A 19,581-nucleotide genomic window follows, 5' to 3' on the forward strand; every position below is an offset into this window, starting at 1 on the left:
CGTCACCATGACCATCCGCCTCGACCTGTTTTGCCGCGTTATCGACAACTATGGCGACATCGGCATCTGCTGGCGCCTGGCCCGTCAACTGCATGCCGAGCATGGCATCGCGGTGCGCTTGTGGGTGGACGACCTGGCCAGCTTCCGCCGCCTGCGTCCCGAAGTAGATACCGCAGCCGAAAACCAGGTGGTGCAGGGCGTGGCCGTGCGCCACTGGCGCGACCAGGACGGCGTGTACACCGTGGGCGACGTGGCCGATATCGTCATCGAATTTTTCGCCGTCGATCTGCCGCCAGCTTATGTGGCCGCGATGGCGCAGTGCACACCGCGCCCCGTGTGGTTCAACCTCGAAGGGTTGACGGCGGAGGAATGGGTGGAGGGTTGTCACCGCCTGACGTCGCCGCATCCGCAACTGCCGTTGACCAAGCACTTTTTCTTCCCCGGTTTTACGGAAAAAACCGGCGGTCTGCCGCGCGAAGCGGCGCTGTTCGACCAGCGGCACGCGTTCCTGCAAGATCCGGCAACGGCGACCGAATTTTTGCAGTCGCTCGGCGCCACGCCGGCCGACCTGGCGGCCACGCGCGTATCCCTGTTTTGCTATCCGTTCGCACCGGTAGCGCCGCTGTTCGATACGTGGCGCGATGGTGCTGAAGCCATCACCTGTTTCGTGCCCGAAGGCGTGGCGACCCAGGCGGTAGAAGGCTTTCTTGGAACCGCCGCGGTTGCCGGCGCGGCCGCTACGCAAGGCAATCTGACGGTGCGCGTGCTGCCGTTCGTGCCGCAGCCGGACTACGACAGGCTGCTGTGGGCGTGCGATGTCAACCTGGTGCGTGGCGAGGATTCCTGGGTACGCGCGCAGTGGGCGGGCAAGCCGTTCGTGTGGCATATCTACGCGCAGGACGACAATTTGCACCACAAGAAATTGCGCGCCTTTTTGCAGCGCTACGCCGTGGGACTCGAAGCCGTGACGGCGTTTTCGCTGGCGTGGAACGGCGTCCACCTCCACGCCGACTGGCCCGCCCTGTGGCGCGGCCTGCGTGCGGAGGCGCCGCAGATCGCCGCGCGCGCGGTGGCATGGGAGCAGCAGGTGGCCGCACATGGCGACCTGGCCGCCAACCTGCTGGCTTTCGCGCAGTCGATCAGAGGTGCTTAAGCCACGGCCAAGATAGGCTGCGCCAGAAAACCCGGGTATAATGCCGGGTTAATCTCTAGAACATTTTTTACCCTGATCAATCGTGAGCTGATGGCCTTGCGCCCGGCGCAGATGATTTTTACGCAACTTAAATTTTTAAGTAAATTACTATGAAACCAGCAAAAGAAATTCGTGTCGGCAACATCATCATGGTCGATGCCAAGCCATTCATCGTGCTGCGCTCGGACGTCAACGGTTCGAGCCGCACCGGCTTCACCTACAAATGGAAGATGAAAAATCTTCTGACCAACAGCCCGCTGGAAAACGTGTTCCGCGGCGACGACAAGTTCGACGTCGTGGTTCTGGACAAAAAGCCAGTGACCTACTCGTACTTCGCCGATCCGCTGTACGTCTTCATGGACGCTGACTACGAACAGTACGAAATCGAAGAAGAAAACCTGGGCGACGCACTGAACTACCTGAAAGACGGTATGGAATGCGAAGCAGTTTTCTACGATGGCAAAGCCATCTCGGTCGAACTGCCAACCACCATCCAGCGTCAGATCGTGTACTCGGAGCCTGCAGTCAAGGGCAACACCTCGGGTAACGTACTGAAAGAAGCGCGCATCGAAAACGCCATCGAATCGAAGCAGTTCACGGTTCAAGTGCCACTGTTCGTGAGCCAGGACGACGTCATCGAAATCGACACCCGTACCAACGAATACAAAAAAATCGTTCGCAACTAATTAAGCAATCGAGCAACGATCAGAAAAACGCCCTCCGGGGCGTTTTTTTTCGCCGGTACCGATAAGGCTTTGCTATATTCATGCAGCGCAGCAAATTCAATTGACAGGGGTAGGCATGGATCGCAGGCAGTTCGTTCGGATGGGCGTGGTGGCGGGAGCGACCGCAGGTGCGGTGGCAGGCAGCGGCAAGGCGCTGGCCGCAGTCAAGCCAGCCAGCGGCGGCATTCTCGAAGCCGGCGTGCGCGAGCAACAGCAGCAAATGGAAGCCGGCAAGCTCACGTCGCACGCGCTCACCTCGCAGTACCTGGCCCGCATCCGCAACATCGACAAGGCCGGTCCGCGCATCAACGCCATCATCGAGGTCAATCCCGAAGCGCTCAAGCTGGCGCTGGAGATGGACCGCGAACGCACGGCCGGCCGGGTGCGCGGTCCGCTGCACGGCATCCCGGTTCTACTCAAGGACAACATCGCCACCGGCGACCGCATGAGCACCACTGCCGGATCGCTGGCGCTGGCCGGTGTGCGCGCCCGGCGCGACGCCCACGTGGCCGCGCAACTGCGTGCCGCCGGCGCCATCATTATCGGCAAAACCAATCTGAGCGAGTGGGCCAATATGCGCTCCACCCAGTCGGTGAGCGGCTGGAGCGCGCGCGGTGGCCTCACGCGCAACCCGTATGCGCTCGATCGCAATTGCAGCGGCTCGAGCTCCGGCTCGGGCGCGGCGATTGCCGCCGGCCTGGCCACGCTGGCGGTGGGCACCGAGACCGATGGTTCGATCGTCTCGCCGGCATCGATCTGCGGCGTGGTGGGCATCAAGCCGACCCTGGGACTGGTGAGCCGCAGCGGCATCATCCCGATCGCCCATTCGCAGGACACGGCCGGACCGATGGCGCGCACCGTGGCCGACGCGGCGGCGTTGCTGACCGCGCTCGCCGGCGCCGATCCGCGCGATGCAGCCACCCGCGAAACGAAGCCGGTCAATTACCTGGCCGCGCTGGAGCGCGGTGGCTTGCAGGGCAAGCGCCTGGGCGTGGCGCGCAATTTCTTCGGCCGCAGCGTGGAGGTCGATGCCGTGATCGCCAAGGCGCTCGACGAGTTGAGCGCGCAGGGCGCGGTGCTGGTCGAGGTGGAAGTGCCCAACAGCGACAAGTATGGCGACTCCGAGACCGAGGTGCTGCTGTACGAATTCAAGGCGGGACTGGCCGCGTACCTGAAGGAATACGCGCCACATGCGCAGGTGGCCAACATGGGCGACGTGATCGCTTTCAACCGCGCGCATGCGCAAGCAGAGATGCCGTACTTCGGCCAGGAGTACCTCGAACGCGCACAGGCCAAGGATGGTCTCGATGCGCCGGCCTACCGTGAAGCGCTGGCCAACAACGGCCGCTACGCGCGCACGGAAGGTATCGACCAGGTGATGAAGGAGCACAAGCTGGATGCGCTGGTGGCGCCCACCGGCGGCCTGGCCTGTCTGACGGATTTTATCAATGGCGACCATTACGGCGGCAGCTTCTCGTCGCCGGCGGCGGTGGCCGGCTACCCGCACATCACCGTGCCGGCAGGGCAGGTGCATGGTTTGCCGGTGGGGCTGTCGTTCGTGGGCGCCGCCTACAGCGAGGCGGCGCTGATCCGCATGGCGTATTCGTACGAACAGGCCACGCTGCACCGGCGCGCGCCGCAGTTCAGGGCCAGCGTTTCGCTGGCGGTGCGCTGAGTTTAGCGATGCAACACGTGGCGCAGCGTCGGTTCGATATTGCGCCGGTGGAGTTCGGCCACGATGTCTTCGAGCGTGGCGTGCTGCAGCAGCAGTCCTGACGCGTTGTCGCCATCGGCTGCCGGGGCCAGGGTCGCGCTCTTGGCGGTGATCGCCTGGGCTGGCGCGGTTGCGTTGCCGGTTGCCGCTTGCAGCACCTGCATCGCATGCTCGAACTGCTCGGCAGTGATGCTGTCGAGGCCCTGCAGGAATGCGGCCTGCGCGCTGATCGGCGGCGGCATCTCCAGTCCCAGGTCTTCGGCCAGCGACGCGCCCATGGCGGGGTTGATGAACGCGGCCCACAAGCCGCTGCGCTGGTGCAGGCAGGGCGGCAGTTCCACCACGGTGGCGCCGGGCTCCGCATCGAGGTCGGCGAAATATGCCTGATGCAGCAGGGCGTGGAAGCGGCGCAGCCGCGCCAATGGTACCGGCTGCGCGAACGACAGCCACAGGTTGTACTTGTCGGCGCCGTTGACGCTGACCGCCGGCGCCGGCAATTTCAAATCCCGTTGCAGCGTGTTGGCCACGTCGCATAGCAGCAGCCAGTGCTGCTCGTCGGTGGCGCGCGGGAAATCGAGCGCCAGCGCGCGCGCCGTGGCGGTCGCCGTGCCGCCATTGGTGGCAAGGTCGATGGCCATGGTAGTGTTGGCGCGCAGGTGGTCTTCCAGCGCGGCGGTCACCGGGTGCTGGCTGTCGGGGAGGTAGAGCCTTCTGAGCTCGGCGATGAGTTTTTCCATGATCGCTGCATTGTAGTTGATCGCGCCGCAGGTCCCGGTATTGATTACTCCACCTCGACCGGTGTGCGCCATTCCGTCAGGTAGTGCTGCGGCGTTTTGCCCAGGATGCGGCGGAACATGGCGGTAAACGCGCTGGGACTCGCATACCCGAGTGCCGCCGCGATGGCGCCCACGCTGTGGCCTTGCGCCAGCCGGCCGAACGCCTCGGCCAGGTGTACCTGCTGCACCCACTGGCGGTAGTGCAGGCCGGTCTCCTGCGGGAATAGCCGGATCAGCGTGCGCGCACTGGCGCCCACGTCGGCGGCATGGTCCTCGATGGTGCGGGCGCTGCCCGGATCGGCCACGATGGCGCCGCACACGGCCACCAGGCGCCGGTCGCGCGGCCACGGGATGGCAATGGGCACTGTCTCTGCCGCTGCCAGTTCCGAGAGGATCAGCATGGCCAGGTGTTCGCCGCGACCGGGGATCGGGTATTCGATCGGCTCTTCCAGCAGCGCCAGGATCAACTGTCGCAGCAGGGCACTCACTTCGACCAGGCGGCACGTGTTGCCGTAGCTGGCCGCCGCCGATGGTTCGATGTAAATGGTACGCATGGTCACCTTGCTCATCGAGGTCCAGTAGTGCACGACACCGGGCGGAATGAACAGCGCGCGGCGCGGCGGCAGGATCCATACGCCCAGGTCTGTGTTCACGCGCATCAGTCCCGCCGTGGCGTACAGCAGCTGCGCGCGTTCGTGGCTGTGCGGCTCGACGGTGACGCCATGCTGTTCATCGCGCGCCATGGCCGTGACTACGCGCGGCACGCGCTGGTAGTCGCGGTGGTCGCTACTGCGTTCGGGAGGGGCCATTTGTCACTTTCTAGACGAAGATTGGAATATCCGGCATTGCCGGCCATATTACACTTCCAGTTCTTCATAACAAGGTGTCTCCATGAACTCCACTGCTGCCACAGCCTCCGCGCCGCCACGAAGCGCGCCTGCCACCCAGTCCCAGACCGTCATGCAAATTCTCGGCGCGGTCGCCTTTGCGCACCTGCTCAATGACCTGGTGCAGGCCATGCTGCCGTCGATCTACCCCATGCTCAAAACGGAATTCGGGCTGTCGTTCACCCAGGTCGGCCTGATCACGCTGACGTTCCAGTGCACCGCATCGCTGCTGCAACCGTGGATCGGCCTGTACACCGACCGCCGCCCGTTGCCGTACCTGCTGCCGGCCGGGATGGTGGCCACGTTCATCGGCGTGCTGATGATGGCGGTGGCGCACAGCTTTCCGGCGCTGCTGGTATCGGCCGCGTTGATCGGCGTGGGTTCCTCGACCTTCCACCCCGAGGCATCGCGGGTGGCGCGCACCGCGTCGGGCGGGCGCTTCGGCTTTGCGCAGTCGCTGTTCCAGGTCGGTGGCAACGTCGGCTCGGCGTTGGGTCCCGTGCTGGCCGCCGCCATCATCATCGGCCGTGGCCAGGGCAATATCGGCTGGTTCGCGGTGCTGGTCGGCGTGGCGTTCGCGGTGCTGGTGTACGTGAGCCGCTGGCACAGCGCCCACCTGGCCAGCTTGCCGCGCAAGAAGGCGGTCGTGGCGCAGTCGCCGCTGCCCAAGGCGCGCGTGTATGGCGCGCTGACCGTGCTGGCGCTGCTGGTCTTCTCGAAGTACATCTACATGTCTAGCCTGAGCAGCTACTACACGTTCTACCTGATCGATAAATTCGGCGTGTCGGTGTCGTCGGCGCAGATGTATCTGTTCCTGTTCCTGGCCGCCGTGGCGGCAGGCACCTTCATGGGCGGCCCGATCGGCGACCGCATCGGCCGCAAGCGCGTGATCTGGATGTCGATCCTCGGTGCGGCGCCATTCACGCTGGCGTTGCCGTACGTGGACCTGTTCTGGACGGCCGTGCTGACGGTGGTGATCGGCTTCGTGATCTCGTCGGCGTTTTCCGCCATCGTGGTGTTCGCGCAGGAGCTCATGCCGGGCAAGGTGGGCATGATCGCGGGGATTTTCTTCGGTCTGATGTTCGGCGTGAGCGGCATCGGCGCGGCGGCCATGGGCCACATCGCCGACGTGGCCGGCATCGCCTACGTGTACAAACTGTGTTCGTACCTGCCGCTGCTGGGGATCCTGACGGTGCTGCTGCCGCATATCGAGCAGCACAAGCGCTGATGTCAAAAAGCCGGTTTGCGCCGGCTTTTTTTTAAACCTCGATGAACCGCATCTTGAAGTTGCGGCCCTTGATGGCGCCGAAGTCGCCACCAAGCGGGTTGTTCTTGCTCAGGCGATCAAACGCCTCGTACGCCACGCGGCGGTCGAGCGCCACGTAGGTCTGGAACTCGAACACGTTGATCTTGCCCACCTGCTCCTTGCTCAGGCCGGCCTCGCCGGTGAGGGCGCCCAGCAGGTCGCCGGGGCGCAGCTTGTCCTTCTTGCCGCCGCTGATCACCAGCGTCATCATCGGCGCCGGATCAACGCCGTAGTCGCCGCCGTCCAGGCTTTTCAGGTCGTACCATTCGACCGGCGCGCTCTGGTACTCCTCGATCAGCTTGACCCATTTTTTCTCGTTCGGCGCGCACAGCGACAGCGCCAGGCCTTTTTCGCCGCCACGGCCGGTGCGGCCCACGCGGTGGATGTGCACTTCGGTGTCTTTCGAGACATCGACGTTGATCACCGCTTCCAGATTGGGGATATCGAGGCCGCGCGCGGCGACGTCGGTGGCCACCAGCACCGAGCAGCTGCGGTTGGCGAACAGTACCAGGATCTCGTCGCGCTCGCGCTGTTCCAGTTCGCCGTACAAGGCCAGCGCCGTGAAGCCCTGTTCGCGCAGGTGCTCGGTCAGTTCGCGGCACTGCACCTTGGTGTTGCAGAAGGCAATCGCCGACACCGGCTTGTAGTGGCCCAGCAGCGTGGCCACGGACTGGTTGCGGTTGTCGAAGCCGATCTCGAAGAACAGCTGCTCGATCTGGCTGTTGTCATGCTGCGCCTGCACCGTCACTTCGACCGGATCGACCAGGAAGGAATCGGTGGCGCGGCGGATGTCGTCCGGGTAGGTCGCCGAGAACAGCAAGGTCTGGCGGCGCTTCGGACAGGCGCTGACGATGCCGGCGATTTCGTCGTAGAAGCCCATGTCGGTCATGCGGTCCGCTTCATCGAGCACCAGGGTTTCCACCTTGGACAGGTCGAGCGTGGCGCGGCCCAGGTGGTCGCGCACGCGGCCCGGCGTGCCGACGATGATGTGGGCGCCATGTTCGAGCGAAGCGATTTGCGGGCGCATCGGCGAGCCGCCGGTGAGTACCAGCACCTTGACGTTGCCGGTGCTGCGCGCCAGGCGGCGCAGCTCGTTGGCCACCTGGTCGGCCAGCTCGCGGGTAGGGCACAACACCAGCGCCTGCACCGCGAACCACGCCGGATTGAGTTTATTCAGGATGCCGAGGCCAAAGGCGGCGGTCTTGCCGCTGCCGGTTTTCGCTTGCGCGATCAGGTCGCGGCCGGCGAGCACCGACGGCAGGCTTTGGGCCTGGATAGTGGTCATTTCCTTGTAGCCGAGCGTGTCGAGGTTTTCCAGCAGCGCGGGATTGAGCGCCAGGCTGGCGAAGGAAGTCGCGTCGTCTTGCTGGTCGGGCGCGAAGGTGTCGGTGGATGTCATGGTGTCAGACCTGTTCAAAAAGGACGTTGGCACAGTCTAACAGGCTCCGTTCCGGCCCTGATGCTGTGTGAGGGAATGCTGAAGGTACTACTGGTAGAACTTAATCGGGTGCCCACACGGGCAGGCCGGTGAGATCGAGCTTGTCGTCGCGCACCCAGACCGGCAGGCCCGAGTTGTCGGTCGGCTCGAGCAGTTCGAGCTGTTCCTGCTTGAGGCCAGACCGGCGCGGACGGGGCGCTGGCGGCCGTTTGGCTTCCGGTTCGAGCGGCGCGGCCGGGCCGAAACCGGGCAGGTCGAACGTGGCGTTGTCTTTTTTATCTCTCATTGCGCAATCTCGTGCCCACGACGCATTTCCAAAAAGCGTCGCTCAAAACAAAAGCCCGGCTGCGAGAGTCGGGCTCAGTGAAGCGCGCAGTGTATCACAAAGCGCGTGGGCAAAAAACCTTTAGCGGAAGCTCAGCGCACCAGTCAAATCGCCTGGCGGCGTGGCGTGGTTCGCCGCAAACGCCTCGTTGCGCACCTTGAGCCCCTGCAGCAGCGGCAGGCCGTGTAGGCGCGTGATGAAGCGCAGGATCGACGTCGTATCGTAAAAGCTGTGATCGACCTGGCCCTTCTTCGAGAACGGCGAGATGACGATGGCAGGAATGCGCGAGCCCGGACCCCAGCGGTCGCCCTTGGGCGGCGCCACGTGGTCCCACCAGCCGCCGTTTTCGTCAAAGGTGATCACCACCACCATGTTGTTCCATTGCGGCGATTTTTTCAGGTGCTCGATCACGTTGGCGATATGGGCGTCGCCCGATTCGATGTCCGAGTAGCCGGCGTGCAGGTTCAGGTTGCCCTGCGGTTTGTAGAACGTCACGGCTGGCAGCTTGCCGGCTACCGCTGCGGCGATGAACTTGTTCGAGATCGGGCTGTCACCGAGGCCGCCGTCGCGCAGGTGCTCCGCGCGCGCAGCGGTGCCGGGTGCGAACTGCTTGAAGTAGTTGAACGGCTGGTGGTGGAACTGGAAGTTAGGCTTGCTGCCGCCGCCCTTGCGATCGAGCGCCGCCTGCCAGCCGCCGCCATACCACGCCCAGCTCACGCCTTTGCGCGACAGCAGGTCGCCGATGGTGTCGTAGGTTTGCGGCGGCAGGGTGTTGGCGTCGGCCGGATCGGCGGCCAGCGGATCGCCGTCGTAGGCCGGGCGGATATAGCTGGGCTGATACGGCGGCGCCATGGTGTTGACCACGTAGCCGTCCGGCGTGATGGCGCCGTCGTTGACGTAATGGGGTTTGCCGTCCAGCGCCGACTTGGGCGAGTCCGGCGCAATCGCCAGGCGCACGCCTTGCGGGCCGTCTTCGAGCACCGCGATCTTCTTTTTGGCGGCGGTGTCGGCGGCGTTGAAATATTCGTTGGCGCGGCCGGTGACCAGGAACTGGTGGTTCATGTACGAGCCGCCGAAGGCCGCCATGAAGAAGTTGTCGCACAGCGTGTACTGGCGCGCGATCTGCCACAGGTTGAGGTTTTTCGACGTCTCGCCGTAGTGGCCCATCACCAGCCCGCCGCTATCGGCCCACGCGGCAAAGCCGTCGTTCTTGCCGCCGTTGATCTGCATCTGGTTGTTATAGAAGCGGTGCACCAGGTCGCGCGTGATGATCGCCTCGGGCAGTGGCTTGCCGGCCGTGTCGCTCAATTTGAACGGCGCGTTGGGCAGGTCCTTGATCTGGTCTTCCTTGATCAGGTAGTCGGTACCGCCGATATTTTGCTGCTCGGGCACCATGCCGCCCCATACCTTGGGCAAGGTGGCCAGCACCGAACCATCGCGGTCGCGCTGCACATACGCGGCGGCCGGCACGTCGGACAGCGGCTGGGCGGTGCCGGGGAAGTCGGCGAACAGGTTGTTGAAGCTGCGGTTTTCCAGGTAGATCACGACCACGTTCTTGACGTTGGCCTTGAGCTTGGCGTCGAGCGAGCCCCTGGTGACGGCGGGCTTGGTGGCTGCTTCAGCCATCATGGGCAGGGTAGTAGCGATGCCGGTAGCGGCAGCAGCCTGGAAAATGCGCCGGCGCGAAGGGCTGGCGGGGGCATCCTGCTGTGCTGCCGTTTGTGCCGCGCCCACTTGCTGGTCCTGATCGTTCACCGTTCACTCCTTCGAATTACTGAAAGGAATAATTGTGACAGTTTTGGGGGGATTTGGATATGTGACCGGGTTCATCCCGTGTCAATGCACTCTGATCACCGAAGATACTCGGGGCGCCAAAATGACACGGGTACCATGTGGCCAGTAATTTCGAAGAGCTGGACCGTGGCTGGGGTGAAGTGACCGAAGACGGTGCTGGCAAAGAAATGCGGTGCGTTGTGAATGCAGCAAACGTTCTGTCGAAGAAAATCATCGAGCGAAGCGCCACTCGCATCGGCGAAAAATCTCAGGAGGGAATTATGGAGCGCGGGGTCGGTTGCGGCAAGTAGCCCCAACTTCGATGAGAAGTTGGGGTGAGACAGGTCGAAACTGACGTGCATTACAAAGGTACTTGCAATGACAAAATTTCTTCCTTAGTCATTACGCGCCTCGGGCGTGGCGTATCTGGTTTGGAGAACGCAGCGATCATTTCGGGCGTGAAGGGTACGCCATCAACGTAGACCACGCCGTCGCGCTCCACGACAGTTACGTCATTGCCGTAAGGTACGCGTTCCTCGCATACCTCGAATTGAGTGGGTGTCATGTTGACCTCCTGTATAGCTTGAATAAAAGCTGTATCGGTCGAGCCTGTTTTTAACGGGCAGTACACAGAGTTCAAGGCTAGCACATTGAGCCGGCTTGTGTAGAAAGCGCACATCCAAACGCAGAAAAACCGTTGATCTTCTGATGAAAATCAACGGTTTGCTGTATCTGGTTGCGGGGACAGGATTTGAACCTGTGACCTTCGGGTTATGAGCCCGACGAGCTGCCAGACTGCTCCACCCCGCGTCTGAGGCATGAATTATATACAGGTTCAGCCGATTGCGCAAGGACAGCTTTTCATGCTGCCCTGGAGTAAGAGTTTAGGCGGCTGCCAGGCGCCACAGCGATGTTACTTCGGCGGCGCGGGCTTTGTGCAGCGGATCGCTGGCGTCGGCGGTGCGCGGGTGGGTGGGGCGCACGTCGATGCGGTCCACTACCTTCAGGCCGGCTTCGGCGATCCACGCCAGCAGCTCGGCTCGAGGGCGAAGGCCCAAGTGCTCGGCCAGGTCGGACAGGATCAACCAGCCTTCGCCGCGCGGCGTCAGGTGTTCGGTAAGGCCGGCGAGGAAGCCGCGCAACATGCGGCTCTCTGGGTCGTACACCGCGTGTTCGATGGCGGAACTCGGGCGGGCCGGTACCCACGGCGGGTTACACACGATCAGCGGCGCGCGGCCTTCGGGGAACAGGTCGGCCACTTTGAGCTCGATCTGCTGTTCGAGTTCCAGGCGGGTGATGTTTTCGCGGGCGCAGCTCAGCGCGCGCTGGTCCTGGTCGGTGCCGACCACGCGCTTGATGCCGCGCTGCGCCAGCACGGCCGACAGCACGCCGGTACCGATGCCGATGTCGAATGCCAGCGATGTATCGGATGGCAGCGGTGCCTCGGCCACCAGTTGCACGTACTCTCCGCGCACGGGCGAAAACACGCCGTAGTACGGGTGGATGCGTGCGCCCAGCGCCGGGATCTCGACGCCGGTGCGGCGCCATTCGTGTGCGCCGATCACGCCCAGCAGCTCGCGCAGCGAGGCGACAAACGGTTCTTCGAACCGGCCGTACGCTTCATTGCAGGCCAGTTGCACGTCGGGCGCGCGGCGCAGCGGCAGCGTGTAGCCGTCTTCGAATGGCAGCAGCAGCATGGCCAGGGTGCGGGCGCGTTGCGATTGGGCCTGGCGGTGCAGGTGGAATGCCTCGGTGGGCGTAGCCGGGGTTTTTGCCGGCTTGGCTTTCCTGGCGGGCTTGCTCTTGTGGTCGGCGCGGCGTGCCAGTGCTTGCAGCAGCTGACGCGCGTTCTGGAAGTCGCCGCGCCACAGCAGGGCAGTGCCTTCGCATGCCAGGCGATAGGCGACATCGGCATTGGTGCGGTCGTCGGCGATGACCACGCGTTTTGGGGGCGGCATGCCCGCCTCGGAGCGCCAGCGGGCGCTGTGCTGCACGCCGTTTTCCTCCCAGTGGATTTGCTGCGGCGTAGGGGAGGTGGGGGTATTTGCGGACATGGCGGGCGATCGATAAAGGTAATAAGCGGTAATGAGCGGATGGACGACGCAAGGCACGCAAAAAACGCCGGCGACGCGTTGCGTTCATCCGGCGTTGACGTGGTTAGTGCGTGATACGGGTGCGTATTATACCGGGGCACGCGAGCAAGCCATCAGCGGGCAGCTAGCGTGTCGCCACCAGGCCGATGCCGGATGGTTAGCGGGCCGCAACCGGGATTGCTCGCGCGTCGATGCCGCGCTGTCAGCGCGCGGGCGTTTCCTTTGCCGGCGCGGTATCCGTTGCCGCAGCAGGCGTTGCTGCGGCAGCCGATGCTGCGGCAGCCGATGCTGCGGCAGCCGATGCTTCCGGCACCGGTGCTTCGATCTGCGAGGTTGCCGCGTCAGGCTGCGTCTTGACCGGCATCGTCACGTCGTCCACCGGCGCCTGCTCGCCGTAGGCGGCGGCCGATTTGGCCTTGTCGGCAGCCGAAGGTGCGGCGTAGGTGTCGGCGTTCTTGCTATCGACCAGATTGAGCAGGCGCAGCGAAAGGCCGCGCAGGGTGTTGCGGTCGATATTGTCGCTGGTCTGGTCGGACTGGTCGCCGCTGCTGGACAAGGCCGACTGCAAATCGCGGCCGATCAGCTGGAACAAGTCGGCCAGTGTGCCGGGGAAATCGATATTCGGCACCTTGACGGTGGGCAGGTCGGCAAGGTCGGTGCCCTGCGGCCTGGCGTCGGCCTTGTCGGTGGCGGGCTTGCCGGTCTGGCTGCCGGCGGCGGCATTGAGCTGGAAGTCGTATTTGACTTCCACTTCGAAGTCGAACTTGCGGCCGTCGGCGGTGGTGATGGTGCCCTTGCCGATGAAGTGCGAGCTGTCGGTGAGGCTCAAGCCGGCCAGCGTGCGCACGCCGTTGGCGTCGGACGTTTGCTGCACGCCCATCGCCACGCTGGACGAGGCTTCCAGGCTGGCCGAGTCGAAATCGATAGTGGCGCCCTTGGCGTCGTCGCCAAACAGCGCGTGGGTGAAGCTGCTGACAAAATCCTGCGCGAAATCGACGGTGGCATTTCCCAGCGAAGCCACGCGCTGCTGCATGTCCAGCGCGTTATTCGACAACTTCGACAAGGTCGAGGCGTCGCCGGCCTTTTGCGTGGCAGGGGCGTTGGCGGCTTTACCCTCGGCCCGGGGACTGGCTGGATAGTAGTTTGCCGGCAGAGTGCGGGCGCCGAGTGCGGGGATGTTGGCCATGGCAGCTTCCGTTTGATAGTACTTCTATAACGGCCGGACTTTTCTGAACTTGAGGGTTTGCCGCTTTGTTAATATTTAGTGGTGATGGGTCCAGCCTTCCGGCGCGGCCAGGTAGGAAGCCACGGCGTCTTTCTGGCCGATGGCGTGATGCTTGACTTCACCGCATGGGCACACGCCCAGGTATGGCTGGATGTGCGAGCAGGCCGACACTTTTTGCAGGCGTACCTGGACGGCCTTGGCGCACTTGGCGCATTTGAAGGTGAGGGTGCGTGGTGCTTTTAACATGATTAATCTGTGCAGGTTGGGACGAAAGGCGCGATTTTATCACTCACGCAGTCACATTGATGGTGGGCGCGGCGCCGGGTTCGATGGTGTAGCCGCGCTGCACGCGCTCACCTGGCGCGCCGTTGCCGCCATCCTGCTTTGCCAGTTCGGCCCTGGCCTGGGCTGCCATCTGCTGCGCCTGGGCGGCCACCGCGCGGTCGGCGCCGGAAGGATCGGCCGGTGCGTTGGCGGCGGCCTGGATCGAGGCCGCGCGGGCAATGGTTTCCTCGGGCGTGGCGCCGGGCGAGGTATCGATCTGCACCTCGCCGCCGATGGCGTAATTGACGCCGTTGGGGCCGCGCTGGTAAGTGTAGGTGGCGCCGGAGATGGCCAGTCCGCCCGCTGCGGCCAGGTGGGCCTGCTCATGCTGGCGCACTTCGGTATCGCGCGCCTTGAGGTCTTCCACCATTTTGAGCGCCTCGGGCGTCAGGGTGGTGGTGCTGGAAGCGCCGGAGTCCTGCGACGTGGACGCCGCTGCGGGCGCACCGGTGCGCGCCGCTGGCGTAAAACGCTCCGGCTGGCTGACGGCGGGGCTGATGGTGATGGCGCCTATGCTCATGGTGAACTCCCATGCAGGAGCTCAAATCATAGCACGGCTGAAAACTACACCACGCTGATGGTGCTGCGCCCGCCGGCAGCCGGCTGCACCAGGATCTTGGTCGAAATCCGCTCCGTCATTTCCTGCACGTGCGAGATCACGCCCACCTTGCGGCCCATCGCCTGCAAGCCGTCGAGGGCATCCATCGCCACCCGCAGGGTTTCGGCGTCGAGGCTGCCGAAACCTTCGTCGATGAACAGCGATTCCACCCGCACCCGGTTCGATGATAGCGAGGCCAGTCCCAGCGCCAGCGCCAGCGAGACCAGGAACGATTCGCCGCCGGACAGCGAGTGTACCGAGCGCATTTCGCCGCCCATGTCCTGGTCGCGCACGAGCAGCGCCAGCGACGGGCTGGCCGGATTCTGGATCCTTTCGAGCTGGTAGCGGCGCGACAGGTGATTCAGGTGGGCGTTGGCGTAACCAAGCAGCACATCGAGCGTGAACTGCTGGGCGTAGTTGCGGAACTTCTTGCCGTCGGCGGAGCCGATCAAGTCGCTCATGCGCGACCAGCGCTGCTCGATCGCTTCCTGTTGCGCGATCTCGGCCAGCATCGATTGCGAACGCTGGCGCCTGGCGTCGTCCTGCGCCAGCACCAGTTGCACGGCGGCGGCGCTGTCCTGGGCGGCTTTGCGCTCGGCCAGCAAGGTGTTGAGGGCTGCGGCCAGCACGGTCACTGGCGCCGCTGCAGTGGCCAGCGGGTCGTCTGCTGCATCGGTGCCGGCATCGCTACCATCAGCGGTAACGCGCACCGGCGGCGCTGCCAACTGGTGCTGCGCACGCTGGCGCTGGCGTTCGGCCAGCACCGTGGCCGCATTGTCGGCGGCGCGGTCGATGGCAGCCAGCGCCGTGCGTTCGACGTCGATGGCGGCCGGCGGTTGCGCCAGCAGTGCATGCAACTGGCCGAGATCTGCCACGCCGGCGTCGCTGTCGTTCGACGGCTGGCGTTGCTGGAAGTCGGTCAGCCATTGCGCCAGTTGCTGGCGGGCTGTGTCCGCTTCCGTGCGCAAGGTGCTCAACCGGTTGCCGGCCTGGGTTTGCGCCTCGTCGGCGCGCACCCGCGCTTGCGCGGCCTGCTGCGCTTCGTGCTGGCGGGTGGTCAGCAGTGCGCGCGCCTGCTCGATGGCGGCAGCCAGCATGTGTTCGACCGCGCCCACTTCGCGTCCGCCCCACAGCGCCATGCGCTGGTCCTGGGTTTCCTTCAGTGCGGCGTCGGCCTGGGCAAATGCATGGCGCACTCCCAGCGCGTCTTCGCCGGCACGGCTCACGGCGTCGTGCTGCGCCTTCATTTCGACGTCGAAGGTGGCCAGCGACGTGCTGCGCTGGTCATGGGCGTCGCGCTGCGCCAGCCATTGCCGGCTTTCGGCCTGGCGCGCCTCGTGGAAGCGTGCGGGGGCCGCGCTCCAGTCGTCCTTCCAGCCGTCGTTGGGCAGGTCGCCACCAGTAAATGCCGGGTCCAGGTCGGCCAGCAGGTCGCCCAGGGTTGCCATCACCTCGCCGCGCTGGTCTTCCAGCGCCTTGGCTTCGGCACTGGCCTGCGCCAGCGCGGTGCTGGCCTGCGCGGCGGTGTCGTGCAGCTGCTTCATGTCGGCCGCTGCCGCTTCGTAGGCTGCCTGCGCCTGGTCGCGCGTGATGCGGGCCGCGTTCATTGCCCGGTCCTGTTGTTCGATCGCCTGCAAATTGGCGCGGGCGGTGTCCAATTGCGCTGCGAACCAGTCGCGGCGCGCATGTTCGGCCGGTGGCGGCGCCGGGCTGTCGTCGGCCAGCAGCGGGTGGTCGCGCCAGGCGGCGCTGGCACGCTCTAGTGCCTGGGTCATGCCATCTGCTTCGGCTGTCAGCGCCGTCAATTGCTCGCCGCTGGCGTGCACGGTGGCGCGCTGCACGGCCTGCTGGTTGACGTTGACGTCGAACTGGCGGCGGCAGCGCGCCAGCTCCGCCTGCAGGCTGTCCAGCATGCCCTGCATGGCCGGATCGTTGTGGCGGTACGGGTGATCGTGGGCGCCGCACACGGGGCACGGCGTGTCGTCGGTGAGCGTGGCGCGCAGCTTTTCGACGGTTGCGCCCGACGCGGCTTGCGCCAGTGTCAACGAGCGTTCGGCCTGCGCCAGCGCGGCGGCCAGGCCGGTGCCTTCGTGCAGCGCCGTCACCAGCAATTGTTCGGCGGTGGCGCTGGCGGTGCGCAGTTGCTGGCGCTGGGCCTCCAGATGGGCGTGGCGCTGCTGGCGCGTGTCCAGCTCGAACCACAGCTTTTCGGCGCTGGCCAGCAGCTCGCGGTGCTGCTGCCAGCCGCTGCGCGCGGTGTGCAACTGCTCGGCGTCGAAGGCGGCCAGCGCGGAGTTGGCGTCCTGGCGCCGCGCTTCCAGCGTTTCGAGCACGGTGGCCGATGTTGCCAGTCTGGCGGCGGCTTGCGCTTCGTCGTCGCGGTGGGCTTTGGCGGCGCGCTGCACGCGCGCCAGCTGGTCGCTCAGGCGTTCGACTTGGCCGGCGGCCTGACCGGCCTGCGCAAACAGCACATCCCAGCGGTCCCACGACTGCGCCAGGGTTTGCCATTGCCGGTGTTGCGCCAGCCACGTGGCGCCGGCTTCCACCTGCGCCTGCAGGCGGCGCCGTTCATCTTGCCGTGCTTGCAGCGCCGCCTTGGCGGTCGCTTCGGCGTGGTTGGCTGTTTCGCAGGCAGTCGAGGCCTGGCGCCAGGCCGGCAGCATCGCTTCCACGCGGGCATCGAGCGCCTTGGCCTGGTCGAGCTGCGGTCCGGCCGTACGCTGCGCCGCTTCCGCTTGCTGCACTTGCACGGCGGCCTGCTGCTGGCCGGCGTTGGCGCGCTCCAGTTGCAGCGCGGCGTCGGCCATCGCCTGGGCGGCGGCGGGCAGCGCCGCTTCGGTGGCGACGATGTCCGCTTCGATGCGGTCAATGTCATTGGCCAGCGGCCGCGCCGCCTGCACGGCGACCAGTTGGGCGAGGGCGGCGCGGCGCGAGCTGGACGCTGCCACGTCCGCTGCCGCCCGTTCGCATGCCTGGCGCGCGGCCAGTTCGTCCTGCTCCAGCTGTTCCGCCTGGCGATGCCAGCGCAGTTCCTGTTCCAGGTCGGCCTTGCGCTGTTCCAGCGCTTGCAATGCTGCGGTGGCGGCCACTGCCTGCGCTTCGATCTCCGCGCGCTCATCGGCGGAGAGCGGCTTCTGGTCGGCCAGGCGGGCGTTGAGTTTTTGCAGCGCCTGTTGTTCGAGCTTGGCGCGCTCGAAGGCGCGCATCGAAATCTCGGTATAGACGGTGCTGCCGGTCAGCGTTTCCAGCAGTTCGCCGCGCTCGTTGTCTTCCGACTTGAGGAAGGCGGAAAACTCGTTTTGCGCCAGCAGCACGGCGCGCGTAAACTGCTCGAACGACAGGCCGATGCGGCGTTCGATCTCGCCTTTGACTTCGGTCTTGGTGGCGCCGATCGGTTGCAGCGCTGGCAGCAGGTGCAAGGTCATGGCGGTCGGTTGCAGCGCGCCTTCCACCCGGGTGCGCGAGCGGCGCACGCTCCAGCGCGCGCGGTACGATGCGCCGTCGTTGCCGATGAAGTCCACTTCGGCGTAGCCGTCCGCCGTGCCGCGCCGCAGCAGCGTGCGCGTATCCTGGGTGGAGACCGTTTCGCTGCCCACGTCGGCCAGCATGCTGCGCCCCGACACCTTGAGCAGCCTTGGCGTGTCGTCGTACAGTGCCAGGCACAGGGCGTCGAGCAGGGTGCTCTTGCCGGCGCCGGTGGGCCCGCTGATGGCGAACAGGCCGGTGGAGGCGAGCGGCTCCTGCTCGAAGTCCACCGAAAATTCTCCGGCCAGCGACGCCAGGTTTTTACCGCCGATGCGTAAAATTCTCATGGCAGCATCAACTCCGCAAAGGCGCTCAACTGATCGGGCGGCGCCTCGTTGCCGAAGCGCTGCTGGTAAAGCTGGCGGAAGATGTCGTCGGGTTTCAGCTGTTCCAGGCGGTCGAGCGTCATCACTTCCGCATCAAGCACTGAGCCGCGCGCCGCACTCGACGTCTCGATCTTTGCCAGGCGCACCGGTTTGTCGTCCAGCGCCGCTTCGATGCGCGCGCGCAGGCCAGGTTCGGGTGCGTCGAGCCGTACCCGCACTTCCAGGAACGGCTGTTCTTCGGTAGGCGCGTCCGGCACGTCCAGCGCTGCCAGTTCTTCCAGCACCTGGCCGATCAATGCCGGCTTGGCCGGCACCCGCAGCAGTTGCACCGCGCGCGGAATGGCAATCGGCACGATCTCGCGCACCGCGTCGCCATCGAGGTCGATGCGCAGCACCTGGTGCTGGTAGCCTACCTCGGCAAACGACAGCGGGATCGGGCTGCCGCAATAGCGGATGTGGTGTTGTTTGCCCACCGCCTGCGCCAGGTGCAAATGGCCCAGCGCCGCGTAGGCGATGGCCGGATCGAAGATCCCGGCCGGCAGCATCTCGGTACCGCCGATGACGATGCGGCGTTCGGAGTCGGCCGACATCTGGCCATCGACCATGTGGCAGTGGCCCATGGCGACGATGGCCTGGCCGGGCTGGCGCTTGGCCAGCGCCAGGTCTAGTGCCTGCTTGTAGAGCAGGGCGATGCCGGCCAGGTAGGGATCGGCCGCGCTGTCGGCGGTTTCGGCCTCGGCATCAGCAGCCTTGCGCGGCACGTCGCCAGGGCGCAGGAACGGCACGGCCAGGCACCAAGCCTGTACCGAACCGTCGGCGCCGGTGAGCGGCAGCACCAGTGCTTCCAGGTCGATGGCGCCGTCCGCGTGGCGCTGCACAGCGCCGATCACGCGGGTGCCGTGCGCTTCGAGCAGCGGCCCGGGGGCTTCGAGGCGGCCCGGTGAATCATGATTGCCGCCCACAACTACCAGGTTCAGGTGCGGCATGCGCTCTTTGGCGCGCTGCAGGAAGCGGTACAGCTGCTTTTGCGAGGCCGACGAGGGATTGGCGTTGTCAAAGATGTCGCCGGCGATCAGGAGCGCGTCCGCGCGCTCGGCCACGATGGTGTCGAGCAGCCAGTCGAGGAAGCGCTGGTGTTCGTAGTGACGTTCGAAATTGTGCAGGGATTGGCCGAGGTGCCAGTCGGAGGTGTGCAGCAGACGCATGAATTGAGAGTAAACAACCGGGAAAAACACAATATAGCGCATCCGGACTGTCAGCTACTTTGAAATCCTTATTAAAATAGCGAGGGGCCGGATGTCCGGCCATCGATATTCACCGGGCAGAGGACCAATCTTGAGAAAAACGGAACCAG

17 protein-coding genes and 1 tRNA gene are annotated in these 19,581 nt (G+C 65.1%); 5 read left to right on the forward strand and 13 right to left on the reverse strand.

Annotated features, from left to right (window positions below; translation table 11 throughout):
* Positions 1–7 precede the first annotated feature (7 nt).
* The 3 genes from earP to ASF04_RS16690 all read left to right on the forward strand — a co-directional run bounded on the left by earP (position 8) and on the right by ASF04_RS16690 (position 3,592).
* Positions 8–1,153, forward strand: coding sequence for an elongation factor P maturation arginine rhamnosyltransferase EarP (earP, locus tag ASF04_RS16680; protein WP_056144695.1), 1,146 nt, complete (start codon positions 8–10; stop codon positions 1,151–1,153).
* 149 nt (positions 1,154–1,302) lie between these two features.
* Entirely contained in the window at positions 1,303–1,878 is a 576-nt protein-coding gene (locus tag ASF04_RS16685; protein WP_019920204.1) for an elongation factor P, read from the forward strand.
* Positions 1,879–1,993: 115 nt separating this feature from the next.
* Entirely contained in the window at positions 1,994–3,592 is a 1,599-nt protein-coding gene (locus tag ASF04_RS16690) for an amidase (RefSeq protein WP_056143952.1), read from the forward strand.
* Positions 3,593–3,594: 2 nt separating this feature from the next.
* Here the strand turns inward: ASF04_RS16690 and ASF04_RS16695 are convergent, their stop codons facing one another.
* Together ASF04_RS16695 and ASF04_RS16700 are read right to left on the reverse strand one after the other, a co-directional pair.
* Positions 3,595–4,368, reverse strand: a complete 774-nt coding sequence (locus ASF04_RS16695) for a hypothetical protein (RefSeq protein ID WP_082488817.1) — start codon at positions 4,366–4,368, stop codon at positions 3,595–3,597.
* Positions 4,369–4,412: 44 nt separating this feature from the next.
* Entirely contained in the window at positions 4,413–5,216 is an 804-nt protein-coding gene (locus ASF04_RS16700) for a helix-turn-helix domain-containing protein (RefSeq protein WP_056143954.1), read from the reverse strand.
* 151 nt (positions 5,217–5,367) lie between these two features.
* On the opposite strand from ASF04_RS16700, the gene ASF04_RS16705 reads away from it, so the two are divergent.
* Complete coding sequence (locus ASF04_RS16705; protein ID WP_373922145.1) at positions 5,368–6,522, forward strand: MFS transporter; 1,155 nt, start codon at positions 5,368–5,370, stop codon at positions 6,520–6,522.
* Positions 6,523–6,553: 31 nt separating this feature from the next.
* On the opposite strand, the gene dbpA is transcribed toward ASF04_RS16705, so the two are convergent.
* From dbpA to ASF04_RS16720, 3 genes are all read right to left on the reverse strand, one after another.
* Complete coding sequence (gene dbpA, locus ASF04_RS16710; protein ID WP_056143957.1) at positions 6,554–7,999, reverse strand: ATP-dependent RNA helicase DbpA; 1,446 nt, start codon at positions 7,997–7,999, stop codon at positions 6,554–6,556.
* A gap of 100 nt (positions 8,000–8,099) precedes the next feature.
* Positions 8,100–8,324: a hypothetical protein gene (locus ASF04_RS16715; protein ID WP_019920197.1), complete on the reverse strand. Its 225-nt coding sequence runs from the start codon at positions 8,322–8,324 to the stop codon at positions 8,100–8,102.
* Positions 8,325–8,444: 120 nt separating this feature from the next.
* The gene (locus ASF04_RS16720) at positions 8,445–10,118 is read right to left on the reverse strand and encodes an acid phosphatase (protein ID WP_056143959.1); all 1,674 of its coding nucleotides are present in this window, start codon (positions 10,116–10,118) and stop codon (positions 8,445–8,447) included.
* A gap of 137 nt (positions 10,119–10,255) precedes the next feature.
* Between ASF04_RS16720 and ASF04_RS27565 the strand changes: the two genes are divergently transcribed.
* A complete protein-coding gene (locus ASF04_RS27565) occupies positions 10,256–10,447 on the forward strand; it encodes a hypothetical protein (protein ID WP_156368671.1) in 192 nt (63 codons plus the stop codon).
* A 50-nt stretch (positions 10,448–10,497) separates the two neighbouring features.
* On the opposite strand, the gene ASF04_RS27570 is transcribed toward ASF04_RS27565, so the two are convergent.
* The 8 genes from ASF04_RS27570 to ASF04_RS16765 all read right to left on the reverse strand — a co-directional run bounded on the left by ASF04_RS27570 (position 10,498) and on the right by ASF04_RS16765 (position 19,432).
* On the reverse strand, positions 10,498–10,701 hold the full coding sequence (locus ASF04_RS27570) for a hypothetical protein (protein ID WP_156368672.1): 204 nt from the start codon (positions 10,699–10,701) through the stop codon (positions 10,498–10,500).
* 168 nt (positions 10,702–10,869) lie between these two features.
* Positions 10,870–10,946, reverse strand: a tRNA-Met gene (locus ASF04_RS16735).
* Positions 10,947–11,020: 74 nt separating this feature from the next.
* Positions 11,021–12,190 (reverse strand): class I SAM-dependent methyltransferase, encoded by a 1,170-nt coding sequence (locus ASF04_RS16740; RefSeq protein ID WP_056143967.1) that lies wholly within the window; start codon positions 12,188–12,190, stop codon positions 11,021–11,023.
* Between the two features lie 241 nt (positions 12,191–12,431).
* Positions 12,432–13,415 (reverse strand): hypothetical protein, encoded by a 984-nt coding sequence (locus ASF04_RS16745; protein WP_056143970.1) that lies wholly within the window; start codon positions 13,413–13,415, stop codon positions 12,432–12,434.
* Positions 13,416–13,490: 75 nt separating this feature from the next.
* The gene (locus tag ASF04_RS16750; RefSeq protein WP_019920191.1) at positions 13,491–13,700 is read right to left on the reverse strand and encodes a hypothetical protein; all 210 of its coding nucleotides are present in this window, start codon (positions 13,698–13,700) and stop codon (positions 13,491–13,493) included.
* 43 nt (positions 13,701–13,743) lie between these two features.
* Positions 13,744–14,298, reverse strand: a complete 555-nt coding sequence (locus ASF04_RS16755; protein WP_056143973.1) for a putative metalloprotease CJM1_0395 family protein — start codon at positions 14,296–14,298, stop codon at positions 13,744–13,746.
* Between the two features lie 44 nt (positions 14,299–14,342).
* Entirely contained in the window at positions 14,343–18,188 is a 3,846-nt protein-coding gene (locus ASF04_RS16760; RefSeq protein ID WP_056143975.1) for an AAA family ATPase, read from the reverse strand.
* Positions 18,185–19,432 (reverse strand): exonuclease SbcCD subunit D C-terminal domain-containing protein, encoded by a 1,248-nt coding sequence (locus ASF04_RS16765; RefSeq protein WP_056144703.1) that lies wholly within the window; start codon positions 19,430–19,432, stop codon positions 18,185–18,187. Before ASF04_RS16765 ends, ASF04_RS16760 begins: the two co-directional genes overlap by 4 nt.
* Between the last annotated feature and the right edge of the window lie 149 nt (positions 19,433–19,581).

The organism is Duganella sp. Leaf61, assembly GCF_001421905.1.
GTDB classification, from domain to species: Bacteria; Pseudomonadota; Gammaproteobacteria; order Burkholderiales; family Burkholderiaceae_D; genus Rugamonas; species Rugamonas zoogloeoides.